At 50.6% G+C, this 17725-nt stretch carries 17 protein-coding genes; 14 read left to right on the top strand and 3 right to left on the bottom strand.

The window, feature by feature from the left end; genetic code table 11:
* Positions 1–307: 307 nt before the first annotated feature.
* The 3 genes from AUK29_07980 to AUK29_07970 form a co-directional block, all read right to left on the bottom strand.
* The gene (locus tag AUK29_07980; protein ID OIP62741.1) at positions 308–1588 is read right to left on the bottom strand and encodes a hypothetical protein; all 1281 of its coding nucleotides are present in this window, start codon (positions 1586–1588) and stop codon (positions 308–310) included.
* Between the two features lie 189 nt (positions 1589–1777).
* The gene (locus AUK29_07975; GenBank protein ID OIP62740.1) at positions 1778–2485 is read right to left on the bottom strand and encodes a hypothetical protein; all 708 of its coding nucleotides are present in this window, start codon (positions 2483–2485) and stop codon (positions 1778–1780) included.
* 110 nt (positions 2486–2595) lie between these two features.
* A complete protein-coding gene (locus AUK29_07970) occupies positions 2596–3117 on the bottom strand; it encodes a hypothetical protein (GenBank protein OIP62750.1) in 522 nt (173 codons plus the stop codon).
* Positions 3118–4172: 1055 nt separating this feature from the next.
* Between AUK29_07970 and AUK29_07965 the strand changes: the two genes are divergently transcribed.
* The 14 genes from AUK29_07965 to AUK29_07900 all read left to right on the top strand — a co-directional run bounded on the left by AUK29_07965 (position 4173) and on the right by AUK29_07900 (position 17721).
* On the top strand, positions 4173–6380 hold the full coding sequence (locus AUK29_07965) for a hypothetical protein (protein ID OIP62739.1): 2208 nt from the start codon (positions 4173–4175) through the stop codon (positions 6378–6380).
* Positions 6377–7612: a hypothetical protein gene (locus AUK29_07960; GenBank protein OIP62738.1), complete on the top strand. Its 1236-nt coding sequence runs from the start codon at positions 6377–6379 to the stop codon at positions 7610–7612. Before AUK29_07965 ends, AUK29_07960 begins: the two co-directional genes overlap by 4 nt.
* An 83-nt stretch (positions 7613–7695) precedes the next feature.
* Positions 7696–7938 carry a hypothetical protein gene (locus AUK29_07955; GenBank protein ID OIP62737.1) on the top strand — a complete coding sequence of 81 codons (243 nt, stop codon included), beginning with the start codon at positions 7696–7698 and terminating at the stop codon, positions 7936–7938.
* 47 nt (positions 7939–7985) lie between these two features.
* Entirely contained in the window at positions 7986–8795 is an 810-nt protein-coding gene (locus AUK29_07950) for a hypothetical protein (GenBank protein OIP62749.1), read from the top strand.
* 97 nt (positions 8796–8892) lie between these two features.
* The gene (locus AUK29_07945; protein ID OIP62736.1) at positions 8893–9204 is read left to right on the top strand and encodes a 50S ribosomal protein L21; all 312 of its coding nucleotides are present in this window, start codon (positions 8893–8895) and stop codon (positions 9202–9204) included.
* 13 nt (positions 9205–9217) lie between these two features.
* Positions 9218–9478, top strand: a complete 261-nt coding sequence (locus tag AUK29_07940; protein ID OIP62735.1) for a 50S ribosomal protein L27 — start codon at positions 9218–9220, stop codon at positions 9476–9478.
* A 232-nt stretch (positions 9479–9710) separates the two neighbouring features.
* Positions 9711–10757, top strand: a complete 1047-nt coding sequence (locus AUK29_07935; GenBank protein OIP62748.1) for a GTPase ObgE — start codon at positions 9711–9713, stop codon at positions 10755–10757.
* 4 nt (positions 10758–10761) lie between these two features.
* On the top strand, positions 10762–11877 hold the full coding sequence (locus AUK29_07930) for a glutamate 5-kinase (GenBank protein OIP62734.1): 1116 nt from the start codon (positions 10762–10764) through the stop codon (positions 11875–11877).
* A gap of 10 nt (positions 11878–11887) precedes the next feature.
* Positions 11888–13144 (top strand): glutamate-5-semialdehyde dehydrogenase, encoded by a 1257-nt coding sequence (locus AUK29_07925; protein ID OIP62733.1) that lies wholly within the window; start codon positions 11888–11890, stop codon positions 13142–13144.
* Between the two features lie 43 nt (positions 13145–13187).
* Positions 13188–13841 carry a nicotinate (nicotinamide) nucleotide adenylyltransferase gene (locus AUK29_07920; GenBank protein ID OIP62732.1) on the top strand — a complete coding sequence of 218 codons (654 nt, stop codon included), beginning with the start codon at positions 13188–13190 and terminating at the stop codon, positions 13839–13841.
* Positions 13842–13897: 56 nt separating this feature from the next.
* A complete protein-coding gene (locus AUK29_07915) occupies positions 13898–14263 on the top strand; it encodes a ribosome silencing factor (protein OIP62747.1) in 366 nt (121 codons plus the stop codon).
* Positions 14260–14730: a hypothetical protein gene (locus AUK29_07910; protein OIP62731.1), complete on the top strand. Its 471-nt coding sequence runs from the start codon at positions 14260–14262 to the stop codon at positions 14728–14730. Before AUK29_07915 ends, AUK29_07910 begins: the two co-directional genes overlap by 4 nt.
* A gap of 86 nt (positions 14731–14816) precedes the next feature.
* Positions 14817–16184 (top strand): hypothetical protein, encoded by a 1368-nt coding sequence (locus AUK29_07905; GenBank protein OIP62730.1) that lies wholly within the window; start codon positions 14817–14819, stop codon positions 16182–16184.
* Positions 16177–17721 carry a phosphoglycerate mutase (2,3-diphosphoglycerate-independent) gene (locus AUK29_07900; protein ID OIP62729.1) on the top strand — a complete coding sequence of 515 codons (1545 nt, stop codon included), beginning with the start codon at positions 16177–16179 and terminating at the stop codon, positions 17719–17721. Before AUK29_07905 ends, AUK29_07900 begins: the two co-directional genes overlap by 8 nt.
* Positions 17722–17725 lie beyond the last annotated feature (4 nt).

Below are 17725 nucleotides of genomic sequence, written 5' to 3'. Positions count from 1 at the left end.
CTCGGTTTTTGCTTTTTCCTGCTGTTGGGCGCCATCGGCTTTTTTAACCGGATCATCAGCCCATAGAGATGACGGGGCAAGGAAGATGCCGGCCAGAAGGAATAAATAGACCATGATTTTCATTTGATGTTGGGTTTTCAAGGGGGAGTCTCCTTATGAAAAAATGAGTATAAAAAATAACAGAATCACCTATGGATTCATAACGTTCGATATTAACAGGGTAAATGAGAGACGTCAATAAAATTTTTTCAAAGTGTAAAGCCAAAATAGAAATGTCCTATTCTTACCAAGATAGAAATGTCCGGTTTTAGCCAGTCAGATGTAGTTGCTCCTTTGTTCCTGGCTGTCGTTTAATAGGTCGTCTCCAGGGGTGGTCAGGGGGAGGCGTCCATCCTCTTTTTCTCTGAGTTGATACCCTGGGTTTTGATCCTTGTTTGACCGGTAGCGTGGTGATTTCCCGATATCGAAGATCCTGGCTTGGGGTGGTGATATGCAGGGAGCCGTCGAGTCGTTCTTCCACCATGACCTTTTTCGCCTTGACCCGCTCTTCGATCTGGTAGAGCTTGCCATTGTGGGCTATGGTAAAGTCATTCCGTACGGTGCGCTCTTCCTGGATACAGAGGATCTTGTCAAGTTCCCGAGCAGGCAATACGGGTCGGTGAAGATCAGCCTCGGCTGCGGCCGTGACCCTGAATTTTCTGTTGTATACGGGCAGCCACCTTTTTAAAAACTCATTGGCCTGCTCCACGGTATGGATGCCGGCAAGCCGCATCTCTTTGACCAGCCGATCCTGGAGGGTACGAAACAGCCTTTCAATTCTCCCTTTGGCTTGCGGGGAATGGGCATGGATGACCTTTATTACAAGCTCACTTAAGGCCCGCTCAAACTGGCTTTGGGGCTTCTTGTCGGTCAGCTCCTCTTCCACGGTCTGCTTGGCCGTGGATTTGTACGTGGAGTGTCTGTCCAAATAGACGATCTGGGGGATGCCGTAGCACTGGGCATACCGCTTAAAACTGTCCATGGCAGGCAGGGTCCCTTCGTAGCCATAAAACCGGCCGTACGCATTCCCCGTGGCGTCATCGATGTATCCCATCAACACGCATTTCGGGCCCCGGCCTTCGAACCAGTCATGATGAGAGCCGTCCATCTGGACCATCTCCCCGAAATGCTTCTTTCTCTCTCTCCACTGTCGATGGGCCCTCTTCTTGCGCTTCCTGTAAGGAACATCCTCCTGGTTGAGCCAAAGCCGAAGCGTCTCATCACTTAACGCAATCTGATGGCTCTCCAACAACTTCTCGCTGGCCAAGGTAGGGCCAAAGTCGCTGTATCGCTCCCGATACAGCTTGAGGGCTTTGTCTTTGATTTTCCTGGGAATCCGGTGATTCGACGTCTTGCCGCGACTTCTGTGGCAGATGCCTCCGTCGCCTTCTTCCCGAACTCGCTTGATCAATCTCCTCATCTGACGGTCGGTGAGACCGACAACCGATGCCGCATCAACCTGCGTGATCTTCTCATCCAGTGCCTGATGGATAATGTGAAGCCTCCTCGATTCCTTTCTGCTCATGGTGATCATGTCCTTTTCCGTCACAATGCCCTCCTTGTAAAAGAGAACATTATAACTCAGAATAGGACATTTCTACTTTGGCCAAATAGGACATTATCATTTTGGGATTACATAAAATTTTTTCAAAGATTTTTTCAAAGAGGAAATCAACATGATGGGGATCGTTTGGCAATACGACTCTTGATGTCCTTGGTATACGACGAACGATCTGCATCACCAGCGGCGCGGTTTATTGCGTCCGCTGAATGCCTTGGTTCGGCATTCCTTGTTGAAGAAACCATACAGCGTCAAGAAGAGTCGGGAAGGCAGTTTCGGGTTTGCCTGCGGAATCTTCCCTTCCGGTGTTTCAACATGCCACATCAGGGGGATGTCCATCTCACGGTTGAAATCATCAACCGGCTTGTCATACACCACGTTCACGAGTTCGTAATTCGAGCGAACAAGAAATGAGAAAAACACTACGGGAAGGGCATAGAGCATCTTTTCTGAAAGGTAAAGCAGCGACAGGGCAAGGATGAATGTGATGCATGCCGGGCCTTGTTCCCGAAACACAACCATAAGGACAACTCCTAATGAAAATGTAATGAAAGGGACGATGATGCCCTGCCTGCCACTTGAGGACATCGATTTAATCATGATCCAAAAAATACAGACACTTGGCGCCATGAGTAATCCCCACCACTTGAGCCATACGAAACCGGCAACGATTGCCACCAGCAGAGAAACGGGCTCTAGAAAATGCACGATGGTCCGGACGACTCGCGACTCGAAGCGGAGCGATTTGCCCGTTTTCGACAAAGCTTCAGCGTTGTCGAGCTTGAGCAGGAAATCCTTGCACTGGGTGGGGTCGAACATGAAACATATCTCTTCCGCATCGTTGCGTGCGATTAGGTCGTTATATTCCTGTCTTGTGAGAGGCATGTCTCAGTCTCCTGTTGTCGAACGATCTGCATCACCAGCGGCGCCAATGAACTTGCCGCGTCAGCGCCGCCACGCTTCTCGCCGTCTGGTGAATACAATTGTTATGGTCCCTAATATCTCAATTTTAACCATTTCGTTACTTTGAATTTACGCATATATGGTTCACTTCGAACCTCATTCATTAATTCCCAATAGCATGCCTTGGCAAATTCAGAATTTAGGTCTTTTGGATATGTGTAACGGTATTTGGGAGGTTCCCTACTTTCCCAAACGATGCTTTTCTTGAATTTAGGCTGCAAGTAATAGTAAATGCCCCATCTTATATTGTTAAGAAACTCAGCGATTGTGCTACTGTGGTATCCTAGAATATCGGTGTGGAAACGCTCATAAAATTCAGATAATGCCAATAAAGCTTCCTCTATCCCCACGTCAACTCCACTCTTGGCCAAAATATTTTTCAATTCTTCGGCCACATCTACTGCTCTAAGATAGTTATGCTTCGATATATCACCGGTCATTTTCAAAAAGTTAAACCTGGTGACACTCAGCTTTGTTTCCTTGTCAATGGAAGGTAACCAAATATCGACCTCAACTTCCTGTTCCAGCCAATCCTTGAACTCCTGTGTTGCGATTTTTAAATCTATTATCGAATCTCCTTGATCAAAGCTTGGGCTATCTGAGATTACGCGCAAACCACCCAAATAGGACGTTTGTTTAATTGGGCCTTTTTTGTCAGTACAAGATAAGAAATCTACCAGAATAATATTGAAAAACATTTGGTGAGTCATTGACTTGAAACTGATATTTGAATCTGGGTCGTTTCCTTCCAGAGACATCAGCTCAAAATTTACCATTGAGTCAATTAACTCTTTGACTGCTTTCAGAATAATTACTTCTTGTTCGATATTATTCATGGCCATATATACAGATCCGTATAAAAACCTATAGACAGCTGTTTTAGCTATATATAACGTTGCCAGCTAATACCGATAAATACGTCTCTACGAGCCATCGGCAACCCATTCAAATATCAACACAATCTCGCTTGCAACCCAATTCGTGATCGTCGTCTTGACATCCTTGTGCCCCAGCACATACAAAAGTCTAACTACCTGTTTTCAGTATGTCAATGAAATTTCTCAAATATACCATTGACAAGATATCGTGTTTTTCTATGTTCAAAAAGGATCTTTCCGGGGCGCATTTTTGCGCATCTTTTAAATGTTTATTTTTCAACAGGTTATGCTGAGAAAGGAGGGGCGGTGTCTGCCGAGGGGAGGAAAATGAGCAGAAAATTCACTGTGAGGATAGACTGCATGGAAGATATTTTTCTTAAAAATCAACAGGATACGAATATTTTTATTTTTGGCATCATGCTTGCATATATAAATCATACAAGACATCCTTTATTGAGTCTCCTTACCACAGGCTTAATAAAGTTCTGTCCTCCTTTCTTGAAATGACCGGTCTCAATGACCGGTCATTTTTTTTCACTTACTTTTTTTATCCCATTACACCAGAACACCCCAGCCTTCAGACCCGTTAGAAATTTATCACGATCAAATGAAACGGATCTTTCAACGTCAACTGGATGAAAATGAATGAGAATCTGAGGTTGATTTAAAAGACGGCATTGATTATAATCCTTCTCTATTTAATCTGCAAAATGCCGGATCAGGAGAAACGAATGGATCACAAAGTCATTCTCTTGCTTGCCATCCACAACCATCAGCCGGTTGGCAATTTCACCCATGTCCTCGAAAGCGCGTACCGGAAATCCTATCTCCCATTCCTGCTGGCATTGAAGGAGCACCAAGGTATCAAGGTGACCCTGCACTATTCAGGGTTTTTATTGGAGTGGCTCGCAAGGACCCATCCGGAATTCACCTCCATGATCAGAGATCTGGTGTTGTCCGGCCGCGTGGAGATGATGTCCGGCGGCTTTTATGAGCCGATTCTGACCACCCTCTATGATTCCGACAAATTGGGGCAGATACGAAAGCTCAATTCCTTCATCCGTGAAACCTTCGATACCGAGGCTCGGGGGATGTGGCTTGCAGAGCGCGTCTGGGAGCCTCACCTGGCCGAGGCCCTTTACAATGCCGGAGCCGAGTATATCGTCCTGGATGACCACCACTTTATCATGGCCGGGCTGAGGGGCAGGGCTCTCTTCGGATATTACATCACGGAAGAGAAAGGGAAGATCCTGAAGGTCTTTCCAGGGAGCGAGAAGCTCCGTTATCTGATCCCTTTCCATCCGGTGGAGGAGACCCTGGCCTACTTGCGGTTAATTCTGGATAGCGGCGATAAGCCCCTTGCCGTCATGGGGGATGACGGTGAAAAATTCGGCACATGGCCGGGAACCTATCACAGTGTCTACGAAGAGGGGTGGCTCCATCGTTTTTTTGAGGCCATTGAGCAGAACAGCGGCTGGATCGAGAGTAAGTTATTCTCCGAGGTGATAGACACCCATCCGCCGCTGGGCCGTATTTATCTTCCAACATCCTCCTACATGGAGATGGGCGAATGGTCCCTCATCTACGATGCTTCAGAGGAGTTCCGAGTTCTGAAGCAGAAGCTCAAGGATCATGGGCTGGAAGACATGTCGCGTCCCTTTTTGAGCGGGGGGTTCTGGCGCAATTTTTTTTCCAAGTATCCCGAGAGCAATTTGATGCACAAGAAGATGCTCTACATCAGCGAAAAGATCCATCACATGCTCAAGGGGAAGCAGAGAACGGAAGCCCTCGAAGAGTTATGGAAAGGCCAGTGCAATGATGCCTACTGGCACGGCGTGTTCGGGGGGATCTATCTTCCTCATTTGAGATCCAGTATCTATGAACATCTGATCCGTGCGGAATATATCGCCGACCAGGCTATGCATCCTGGAGAGAAAGGATGGATCAAGATCATCCGTTGTGATCTGGACAAAGACGGCATCAACGAATCTATCATGAACACGGAGCGTTATACGCTTATTTTCGACACTCACCTCGGAGGCACGCTGATGGGGATGGACTTCAAGCCCAGGTCCTTTAATCTTCAGGACACCTTTACGAGGGTTCCCGAGTTTTACCACCGGGATATCATAAGCGCCCCTACGGAAGAACAAAAGGGGGGAGGAGCAAAATCCATCCACGACAGGGTTATTTCCAAGGAGGAAGGGCTGGCGGATCGGATTGTGTATGATCGGTATCCAAAAAGATCCCTGGTCGACCATTTCATGAAGCCGGATGAAGGGATGGAATCCTTCCGGTCAGGAAAACACATGGAGCGAGGCGATTTCGTCCAAGGCCTTTATGTCGCGACGAAGACAGAATCCGCTGGTGAGGCCTCTGTTGCCTTGGAAAGAACCGGATGGGTGCAAGCCTGCGAGGGCGCATCTCCTCCCCAGCAGGTTCAGGTCGCAAAGACCGTTCATGGACGGGCGGGGGATTCCATGTTGACGGTGCGCTATCGAATTCTTAACCTCTCCGGCCAGGAGTTGATGGCGAGATTCGGCATAGAATGGAATATGACCCTTCTGGCCGGATCAGCCGCTGACCGGTATTATCTGCTGAATGACGAGAAGCCGGAATCATCCTTTCTCGCAAGCGCCGGCGATACGGACGGGATTCAGTCCGTCTGCCTGACCGATGAATGGAAAGGGATTCAGGTTAAGATCTCCCTGGATCACCCCTGCTCCTTGTGGAGATTCCCGGTTGAAACCGTATCCCTTTCCGAGGAGGGTTTTGAAAAGATCTATCAGGGGTCCTGCCTGGTTTTATGCTGGGATATTCATCTGGTTCCCCACGCGGTTTTCGAACGGCTCATCCGGCTTGAGTTTTGTGTCATTCCGGATCATGAGGAACGAGAGTTGCAGTCCAAAAGGATTCCTGTCATAGAGGAGCTTAGATGAAATTACTGCGTTTATTTTTATTGTGGAGTTGCATCCTTTTTTTTATGGCGCCTCCGGTCCCGAATGCATTCCCTGAAGACGCGGCGCCTGCGTCGGAATCCAAGGGCGCCGAGGTGCAGGAGACTCCGCACATCGGAGCCATTCCTACTTACGTTCAAAAGAAAATCTATAAAAAAATATGGAAGCAGAAAAAACTGAATTTCTCCCTGGAGTCTGCCAGCATCGGAGACGTAGACGGGGACGGGATGAATGAATTGATCGGCACGGACGGCCGTCGGCTTAGTATGGTCCAGTGGAGGTACGGAGAGTTTCATCCGATTTTTTCTTCGGTCCAGGAAGGCAAAAGGGGGTTCTTCTCTTCCCGGCTCTGGTCAAGAGAGGACTCAGGCAGGGCCATGGAAACCATCAACAAGCTGAACAAGGGGATTCATTATTTATCGCTGTCAGCCGAAGATCTTGACGGAGACGGCCGGGATGAGATCCTCTTTACCGGCATAGAGGACCACGAGGTCGTCTCCGGGATCATCGCCTATGAGAAGGGCGGGTTTCAGCTATATAAGGCCGATGCCGGTCTTTATCTAAAGGTCTTTCACGGAGAGGACGGCCGTCCGGTTCTCGCCGGGCAGGACCTCCATTCCGTGAAAAAGGAAACGTATCATTACCTCTGGGATGGAAACGCCGTGAAAAAAGGGGAATCCATGGAGCTCCCTGAGGGTGTGGACATTTTTAATGCGGAGAGTTATCTCACCGGTGATCCGGCCGGAGCCGCATACGTTACTTTGAGCCATGCGGAAGGACTCCGCTTCTTTTCTTCGGATTTGAAGGAGACAGCAAAGGGAGTCTCCATTGGAGAGATCAAACAATCTTCATTCCGGGTCCATACGGGCGATGATCAGGGGAAGTCCGGGGGAAAACGGGTCCGGATTCCTCAAAAATTTCTTTCCGGTGACTTTGACAAGGACGGAATGGACGAGGTCCTTCTGATTGTTGATCGTCCCTTGGCAGACATCTGGGGGGTTCGTCATCTTTTAAAAAGAAACAGGGTTGCAGATATGATCCTGGCCAATGGTCATGTGGCGGAATTCTGGGATACGGAGCCCATATCCGGGAAGATTCTTGATCTCACTGTGGGAGATGTGGATAACAATGGTAAAGACGATCTGGTCCTGATCCTTGGGGATGGATGGCGCCCTTTTGCCGGCGGGACAAAAATCCTTATTTACGAGTTCTGATTCTGATCGCTGCAACTTCCTGAATCCTGTGGTATACTCTATCCACAAGATTTGACGCTTAATCAAAAGAAAGGAGGGGGGCCATGAAAGAAAAAGAGCTTGAAACAAGGATCTCTCTTCTGGAAAGGGAACTTAGCGTGCTTGTGGAAGAATTGGATAAATTGAAACTGGACCACCGCGGCGAATTGGATACCTTGCGGATCGAGATCGAGACCTTGAAGTCATTTCTGGAAAAGCGCCATTCGGATTTTGCTGGAATCTTCGATAGAATCAAGTCGGAGACTCTTGCGGAGAAAAATCCTGAATGGGGCTCCGGACAGCCGTGATCCGCAGATGGCTGCGGCCGTTATCATGCCTCAAAAAGCGGATAAGAATGAAAAAACTTTTTTTGGATGTTGCCATAGAGGCAGCCAAGGCCTCCGGCAGGATACAGAAAAAATATCTTTGTAAAAATCACCATATCGTTTACAAGGGGGAGCCGACTAATCTGGTGACGGATGTGGATCATCGCTGTGAAAAACGGATCATCTCTCTGATTCGAGAACATTTTCCCGGCCATGGATTTCTTGCTGAAGAAGGGGGGGAGAGTCATACTGCATCGGGTTACCGGTGGATCATCGATCCGCTGGATGGGACAACCAACTATGCCCACAGGTATCCCTTTTTTGCTACATCGATTGCCTTGGAGTCGGATGGTGAGATCATCCTCGGCGTGGTTTTTGATCCGATCCGGGATGAACTCTTTACCGCGCGAAAGGGCAAGGGCGCCTATTTAAACGGCAGGAAGATCTTCCCGTCCAAGACAGCCGGCCTTGAGGGTTCCTTCCTATCAACCGGATTTCCCTACGATGTGAAAAAGACCGGGCAGAACATTCAACCTTTTAACCAGTTTGTTCTTCAGGCCCAGGCTGTGAGGAGGGACGGCTCGGCATCCCTGGATCTTTGCTACACGGCCATGGGGAGATTTGACGGGTTCTGGGAGTTCTCCCTCGCTCCATGGGACATGGCGGCCGGAAGCCTGATCCTCAAGGAGGCGGGAGCAAAGGTCACCCTGACCAGCGGGAAGGCTTTTTCCATCTACAAAGGGGATGTACTCGCAAGCAATGGAAGGATCCATTCGGATATGGCCAGGGTGCTGAAAAGAAGCCAATCATATCAGCGAGTTAACTTTCATAGTCCGTGACTTTTTAGAAACCTTTTGAAATTCCTTGACAAAGGAATATTTTTTCTGTTATTTTTACAATTTCTAAAAAGAAATCGTTGTTTGAGGGGCAAATCTTATGTATGCGATCATCGAAACCGGTGGAAAACAGTACAAGGTTTCCGAAGGGGATATCGTGCAGGTGGAGCGGCTCGATGCCTCAGTCGGTGATACCATAGAAATCGACCGTGTCCTCATGCTCGGCGGCGCCGAGGCTGCGACCTTTGGAATGCCGTATATTAAGAATGTCCGTGTCAAGGCTGAAGTGGTTTCCATGGACCGGGCGAAAAAGATCGTGGTCTTCAAGAAGAAAAGACGAAAAGGGTACCGGAAAAGGCAGGGGCATCGACAGGAAATTACCGCGCTAAAGATCGTTCAGATTGCATCCTAACTGGGAGTAGGCCGTGGCACATAAAAAAGGCGTAGGAAGTTCAAGAAACGGGAGGGACAGTAACTCTCAGAGATTGGGAGTCAAACGTTTCGGCGGACAGCTTGTCCGGGCAGGAAACATACTGGTGCGTCAGCGGGGGACCCAATTCCATCCCGGCATCAATGTGGGGAAAGGGAAAGATGATACCCTGTTTGCCCTGATTGACGGCATTGTTGCCTTTGAAAGAAAAGGCAAAGACAAGAAAAGGATCAGCATATACGCTGCTTCTAACTGACAAAATCCGCTCCTGGTCCACGCATCAGGACTTAAAGCATCCACATCTCAGGGGATTGGGGTTACCGGAACAGGGTAGACCAGATCCCCTTTTTTGTGAAAAAGACAAGTGAGCGCCAGCCCCGAATGCAGAACCGGGTTAGGAATGTGATTCAATATTCCCGGCATGTTCAAGATTCCCTAAAGACATCTGAAAATGAGTTTCAACCACGAAACATGGTCGTATCGTCATGATGCCCCTCCAACCCAGCAGATCAGAGAAACAAGGGATTTTTATCGATTATGCTAAGATTATGGTGAGCTCCGGCCCGGGGGGAAGAGGAGCGGTCAGCTTCCGCCGGGAAAAGTATATCCCTAAAGGAGGGCCGGACGGGGGGGATGGCGGCAGGGGCGGGGATGTCATCATCCAGGCGGACCGCAATCTCCATACCCTGATCGATTACCGTTATAAAAAGCATTATCAAGCCCCGAAAGGCCGGCATGGCAAAGGGAAAAGGATGAGCGGCAAGGATGGTGAAAACCTGGTGATCCGCGTCCCCTGCGGTACGGTCATCAGGGATGCGGAATCGGGCGGGGTGCTTTCTGACCTTGTGCACGACGGCGCGACCTGGATTGCCGTCCTGGGGGGCCGAGGCGGATTAGGGAACGCTCATTTTGCAACAGCCACCATGCAGACGCCCCGTTTTGCCCAGCCCGGTGAGCCCGGAGAGACACGGTCCATCATCCTGGAACTCAAGCTGTTGGCCGATGTGGGGATCGTTGGGCTCCCCAACGCAGGGAAATCCACCCTGCTGTCCAAGGTCTCCGCGGCCAGGCCCAAGATCGCGGATTACCCGTTTACCACCCTGACTCCGCACCTGGGCGTGGTCAAGATCGAAGAGGCGGCCTCTTTTGTTCTGGCCGATATTCCCGGATTGATCCGGGGGGCTCATTCCGGCTCCGGATTGGGGGATTTATTTTTACGTCATGTAGAACGTTGCAGGGCGCTCCTTCACCTGGTCGATGTTTCGTCAGCGAGTACCCATGACCCCGTAGAGGCGCTTCTCATGGTAAACGAGGAGCTGCGGCAGTACAACCCGGAACTCTCGAAAAAGAAACAGGTGATCGCCGCCTCTAAGCTGGATATCAGAGAGGGAGAGGAGAATCTGGAGAAACTCAAGGGCTATTGCACCGGGCATGGTCTTGAGTTCTTTGCGATATCTGCGGTTACAGGCGAGGGTCTTTCGTCTCTTTGTATGCGTCTTTCCGAACTGGTCGAGGTAGGGAGTCATGAATTATAGGAAAATGCTGATGGGTCAATGCAAGCGTGCGGTGATCAAGATCGGAAGCCGCATCCTCACGACCGACGAACGGCGTCTCGATACCGATCGAATCCAGGATCTGGCGGATGAGATGGTCTCGGTGATGAAAAAAAGGATTGAGATCGTGGTGGTCTCATCCGGTGCGATTTCCGCAGGCATGGGGCGTCTCGGACTGAAAAAAAGGCCTTCCGACATTCCGGTTAAACAGGCCGCAGCGGCTGTAGGGCAGGGGCACTTGATCTGGTCTTATGAAGAGGCATTCGGCAGACATAAAAAGAAGGTGGCCCAGATTCTTTTGACCGCCGATGACCTGAAGAACCGCCGGCGTTTTTTAAATGCAAGAAATGCCTTGGAGTCTCTGTTCTATTATAAGGTGATCCCCATCATCAATGAAAACGATACCGTCGTGGTCGAAGAAATCAAGTTCGGGGACAATGACCACCTCTCGGCCCTGGTCACGAATCTTGTCCGGGCAGACCTCCTCCTGATCCTGTCGGATGTGGACGGGCTCTATTCCCGGGATCCCAACCTGCATCAAGACGCCCATTTAATACCCATGGTTGAAAAGGTTACGGACAAGGTTATCGCCATGGCCGGTGACAGTATGAGCGGGATCGGGACCGGCGGTATGCGTTCCAAGGTATTGACCGCGAGGACAGCGGCAGCCTTCGGGACTCCGACTCTGATTATTGACGGACATCAGAAGGGAGCGATACAGGCGGCCTTTCAGGGAGAGGAGATCGGGACCTTGTTCCTTGCCGGGAAAGACCCCCTGTCCAGCCGGAAACACTGGATCGCCTATACGCTGAACACCAAGGGGAGCCTCCATCTGGATGCAGGAGCTGCAGAGGCCCTGCTCAAGAAGGGGAAAAGCTTGCTCCCGTCCGGGATCAAGGCGGTATCGGGCCGGTTCGAAATCGGCGATCCGGTGAGCTGCCTGGGCCCGAGAGGAGAGGAGATCGCACGAGGATTGGTTAATTATCATTCCTACGAGATTGAAAAAATTATGGGAAGAAAGACCGGAGAGATCGAAAAGATCCTGGGGTACAAGTATTACGACGAGGTCATCCATCGGGATAATCTGGTTATTCTTGAATGAGGAGAGAGGTATGAGCCTGCAGGGAGATGTGGAGAAGAAGGTTCAAAAAGCCAGGGAAGCCTCCCGGAGGCTTGTGAGTCTGAATTCAGGGACCAAGAACAGGGCCCTGCTCCTGATGGCGGAACGCCTAAAAACCGAGGCGGGCTCCATCAAAGAGGAGAACCGGAAGGATATGGAGGCCGCAGAAAGCAAAGGACTTTCCAAGGCCATGATGGACCGGCTCCTGCTCAACGACCAGAGGATCCAGGCCATGGCCGCGGGGCTGCGTGAGGTTGCGGCGCTCCCGGATCCGGTAGGTGAGGTGATGCGGATGTGGAAAAGGCCGAACAATCTTCAGATCGGGAAGGTCCGTGTTCCGATCGGGGTCATTGGGATCATCTACGAATCCAGGCCCAATGTCACGGCGGATGCGGCGAGCCTGTGTCTGAAGGCCGGAAACGCCGTGGTCCTCAGGGGGGGCTCCGAGGCCATCCGCTCCAATGCCGCGATCGCCAAGATTCTTGCGGAATCCGCCGGGGATGCGGGTGTTCCGGACGGGGCGATTCAGTTTATAGATGTTCCTGACCGGGAAGCGGTCATGCATCTTCTGAAAATGGACCGGTATATCGATCTCATCATCCCAAGAGGGGGAGCAGGGTTGATCCGGACCGTCTGTGAGAACTCCGCCATACCGGTCATCAAGCACGACAAGGGGGTCTGTCATACCTATGTGGACCGTTATGCGGATTTCGATATGGCCGAGAAGATCTGTATTAATGCCAAATGCCAGCGGCCCGGGGTCTGCAATGCCATGGAGACACTCCTCGTTCATGAAGAGATCGCCGGCTCATTTCTCCCGCGTCTCGGTAAACGTCTCTTCAAGGCAGGGGTTGAAATCCGGGGATGCCCCAAGACGCGTGCGTTGATTCCCGGGTGCAAGGAGGCCGAGGAGCAAGACTGGTATACCGAATATAATGATTTGATTTTATCAGTCCGAGTGGTGAGTTCGCTGGAGCAGGCCGTCGAGCATATCACAAAGTACGGCTCTCAGCACTCCGAGGCCATCGTGACCAGCGATTATGCCGGGGCAAGGCGCTTCCTTACGGAGGTGGATGCCGCCGCTGTTTATGTCAATGCCTCGACCCGGTTTACCGACGGCTATGAATTCGGCCTCGGTGCGGAGATCGGAATCAGCACCAACCGCCTTCATGCCAGAGGCCCCATGGGCCTTGAGGAACTCACCACCTATAAGTTCATCATCTACGGGGACGGGCAGATCCGAGAATGAAGGATATTTTTAAAGGCATCGAAAAAACAAGCGGGCATCATCCATGCGTATCGGGATATTCGGCGGGACATTCAATCCCATTCACCTGGGACATCTGATTGTGGCGGAGGAGATCCGGGAGGGTTTTTCACTTGAAAGGATTTTCTTTGTCCCTTCGGCCCGGCCGCCCCACAAGTCTGAGCCGGAACGGATGGATGCAGAAGATCGTTTGGAAATGACCCGGCTCGCTGTTGAGGGGAATCCCCATTTTGATCTGTCCGTCATTGAGCATCAACGCCCCGGTCTATCTTATTCGGTGGACACCGTGGAATCTTTCCGAAGAGAATACGGGAAGGACGCCGAGCTCTTCTTTATCCTGGGGGCGGATGTTTTTTCAGAGATCAACACCTGGCATGAACCCGAGCGCCTGATCGGGCTGTGCAATTTTATTGTGATTTCCAGGCCCGGATTTTCCCTGGAGAAAACGCTTGGTTTCTTCACGGCCATATTCGGGATCCGGGCCGAGCCGGGAAGCCGGCAGATCCCGTTACCCAATGGCCATTTTCTCTACCTGTTAGACGTGACTCCCATCGGAATTTCGTCCACGCTGATCCGTGCCCGGATCCGGGAGGGGCGGTCCGTCAAATATCTCTTGCCGGAATCTGTGGCATCGTATATAATTTCAAACGGTTTATATGCTGAAAAGAGGAAATTTTGAACCTGCTTTATGAGACCGGAAAAATTAAAAAACCTATAGATGTTAAAGGGCGGGAAATAGACAGCAGGATACTGACAGGTCTTTGCATCAAGGCAAGCCTGGAAAAGAAGGCGCAAGACCTGGTGATTCTGGATCTTTCGGGGATCTCCATTTTTGCGGATTACTTTGTGATTTGCAGCGGCTCCTCAACCCGGCAGGTCAAGGCCATTGCCGACGAAATCGAGATGTCCCTCTCCAGGATGAAGATAGAGCCGGATCATGTCGAAGGCGCCGCTGAAGGGAGATGGATCCTCATGGATTACGGTGATACGGTGGTGCATGTCTTCTTGGAAGAAATCAGGCAGTATTACCGGCTGGAACGACTTTGGGGGGATGCTCCGCATCTGACCCAGGAGCAAATCCTAAGTTCCTACGCGCCATGAAGATACGCCTGATCTCCATCGGACGGACCGAAGACGACTACATCCGCATTGGGGCGGAACATTTTATCAGGCAGCTTCGGGTCTACAATCCCTTGGAAGAGATCCGGATCAAAGGGGTCAAAGCCGGGGTCAGAGAAGATGTAAGCAAGTCCCTGGATCTGGAGGGGGAGAAGATCCTGAAACGCCTGAATCCGAGGGACAGGGTGATTCTCCTGGATAGGCTGGGCAAGGGGATGACATCCGAGGCCTTTGCATGTTTTTTGGACGAGGCCCTCAAAGCTCCGGTCAGGAGCGTCAGTTTTGTGATAGGGAGCGCGGAAGGGGTCTCCGGATCCATACGAAAACGCTCGGATGGGATTCTATCCCTCTCCAAGATGACCCTCACTCATGAACTCACACGGCTGCTCCTGCTTGAACAGATCTACAGGGGATTCACCATACTCAGAGGAAAACGGTATCATCGGTAATAAGGGTTCTTTCGTAAAAAGGTTGAACGGCTAATGAGATCAAAGATAAAGAATCAAAAATCAAAATGACATAGTAAAAATAAAAAATGAATATCAATTTTGAAGGAGGAAAGATGATCCATCGCATCTTTTTCTGGATATTGTTTTTTGTGGTGGTCATGCTCTATCTTTCTCATCTGAATCCTGAAACGGTTCAGCTGCATCTGACCCCTGGAACCGTTTTCCCTATATCCACAAGCCTCTTGATGATCAGCTCCATGGGCGCCGGTGTATTCCTGATGATGACGGCCGTGGTCTTCCGGGATGCCCGAAAGGGATTCGCAGAATGGCGGGAAAAGGGACGGCTCAAAAAGAAAGCAAAAATCATGGATCTCTATCGCCAGGGGATTGATAATCTTCTCAGCAGAAAAAGAGAAGATGCATTAAAGAATTTTCAAAAAGTTCTGGAATGGGATCCGCATCATATAGAGACACTCCTCCGGATCGGCGAACTCTATCGGGATAACGGCAATCTCCGTGATGCCGTCGGCTCTCATGCCAAGGCCCGGACCATTGAGCCGGAGAACCTTTCCGTGCTTTTTGCTCTCGCCAAGGACTATCTGCAGTCCGGGCAGATGACGGAGGCTGCCGAGGTCTACCGGACGATCCTGAAGATCGATGATCAAAATGTGGAGGCCTTTATCAAGCTCCGGGATTTGTACGAGCGGGAAGGGGTATGGGATCAAGCCTATGCCCTGCAGAAGGATTACCTGAATCTTAAGAAAGATTCCGAAGAGAAGAGGCGGCTTTACTATTATCAGTTCATGAGAGCGGAACTTTTCCATGCTGAAAACGACCCGGAGAGGCTGATCAGACACTATTCCGAATTGATTAAGGCAGACAGGACCTTTGCCGCCCCCTACCTCAAGCTCGGGGAGATCTATGAGTCTCAGGGTGACCAGAAAGAAGCCGTCAAGATCTGGAAAAGGGGATTCAAGGAGACAAGCGCCGTGGTCTTTTTGGAGGCGCTGGACGGACATTACCGAAGACTCGAAGATCCTGCCAGCGGTATTCTGGTTTACAAGGAGGCCATGGATCGATACCCGGAAAATCCCATGTTCAGATTCCTGCTCGGGAAATTTTATTATCGTCTCGAGATGATCAATGATGCCCTGGATATCTTTGAAAATCTCGTTCAACAGGGGCTTCGCTTCCCGATTCTGCGCCAGATTTTGGGGGATATTTACCATAAACGGGGAAGAACTGAAGAAGCCTTCCTGGAATACAGGGAGTCTGTAAACTTTGTCCGGCCGGTCCTGGTTCCCTATACCTGTACCCATTGCGGAAATCAGCAGGATCAATGGATGCCATGCTGCAAGAGATGCGGGAAGCTTCAGACACTGACCATTCAATTGCCCGATGCGGACAAGGAGGCATCACCTTCCCGCATGGCCACCGTAGTCCATCATGACTGAAATATTCAAGCGCCCCAAGCCGCTTATGTTGATGATTTTGGACGGATGGGGGCATCGGGAGGGAGGAGCATACAATGCCATTGCCGATGCCCATACGCCAGTGCTTGATTCTTTATTCAAGGAATATCCTTCCGCCCTTATGGGGACCTCAGGTCTTGATGTCGGTCTTCCTCCCGGTCAGATGGGGAACTCCGAGGTAGGTCACCAGAATATCGGGGCCGGGCGGGTCGTCTATCAGGATCTCGTCAGGATCAGCCGATCTATTGAGAGCGGGGAGTTTTTTGAAAATCCAGCCTTTAATCAAGCCATGGATGCGGTATGCAGAAAGGGGAGCGCCTTGCACCTCATGGGCCTCCTTTCCGATGGAGGGGTCCACAGCCATATCCATCACCTCCGGGCTTTGCTCGATCTGGCAAAAAACAAGGGGGTTCCAAAGGTCTGGGTGCATGCATTTCTGGACGGCCGGGACACCCCTCCAACCAGCGGAATCGAGTATATTCAAGAATTGGAGGATGTTCAAAAAAGAATAGGTGTCGGAAAAATCGCGACCGTCATGGGGAGATTTTATGCCATGGACCGTGACAACCGGTGGGAACGGATTGCGCTTGCTTATCGGGCCATGGTTCATGGAGAAGCCTCTTATCCGAATGCAGAAACCGCGGTCAAGTCAGCCTACAATAAGGGTGAGACGGATGAGTTCGTCAAACCCTTGAGTATCTCCTACAATGGAACAGCCCCGATCACGGTCCGGTCCGGCGATGCCGTGATCTTTTACAATTTCCGCGCGGATCGCGCCCGGGAGATCACCAGGGCGTTCACCCAAGAAAATTTTTCCTTCTTCCCCAGGGAAAAGCTGGATCTTTCTGATTACATCTGCATGACCGAATACGACAAAACCTTCTCCCTATCCGTTGCCTTTACTCCGGTTGGTTTGAAAAACATCTTTCCCGAGGTCATCAGCCATGCGGGTTTGAAACAGCTTCGCATCTCGGAAACCGAAAAATACGCCCATGTCACCTTCTTTTTCAACGGAGGAGAAGAAAGAGTCTTTTCAGGTGAAGAACGGATCCTGATCCCATCCCCGAGGGACGTGGAGACCTACGATAAAAAACCGGAAATGAGCGCGCCTCTGGTCACTGATGAGGTGATCCGGCAAATTGAAAGGAACTTTTTTGATGTCATGATCTTAAATTTTGCCAACGGAGATATGGTTGGGCATACCGGCGTCTATGAGGCGGCCGTCAAGGGGGTTGAGGCCGTGGATAGATGCATCGGCAGAATTTATCAGACCCTGCAGAAGAAAAAAAACGGGGCGCTCCTGATCACATCCGATCATGGCAATTGCGAGATGATGAAGAATCCGGATACAGGAGAGCCGTTTACCGCGCATACCACGAATCCGGTCCCGTTGATCCTGACGAAGAAAGGTGTGCGGCTTCGCGGGAAGGGGATTCTTGCCGATGTCGCCCCGACCCTGCTCAACCTCCTTTCGCTTTCACAGCCTGCGGAGATGACCGGGAAAAGCCTTATTCTTTAAAGTC

This window comes from Nitrospirae bacterium CG2_30_53_67 (assembly GCA_001873285.1).
In the GTDB taxonomy this organism is placed as follows: Bacteria; CG2-30-53-67; CG2-30-53-67; order CG2-30-53-67; family CG2-30-53-67; genus CG2-30-53-67.
Note: the sequence above shows the minus strand (reverse complement) of the source record. Positions and strands in the feature narration are given on the sequence as shown.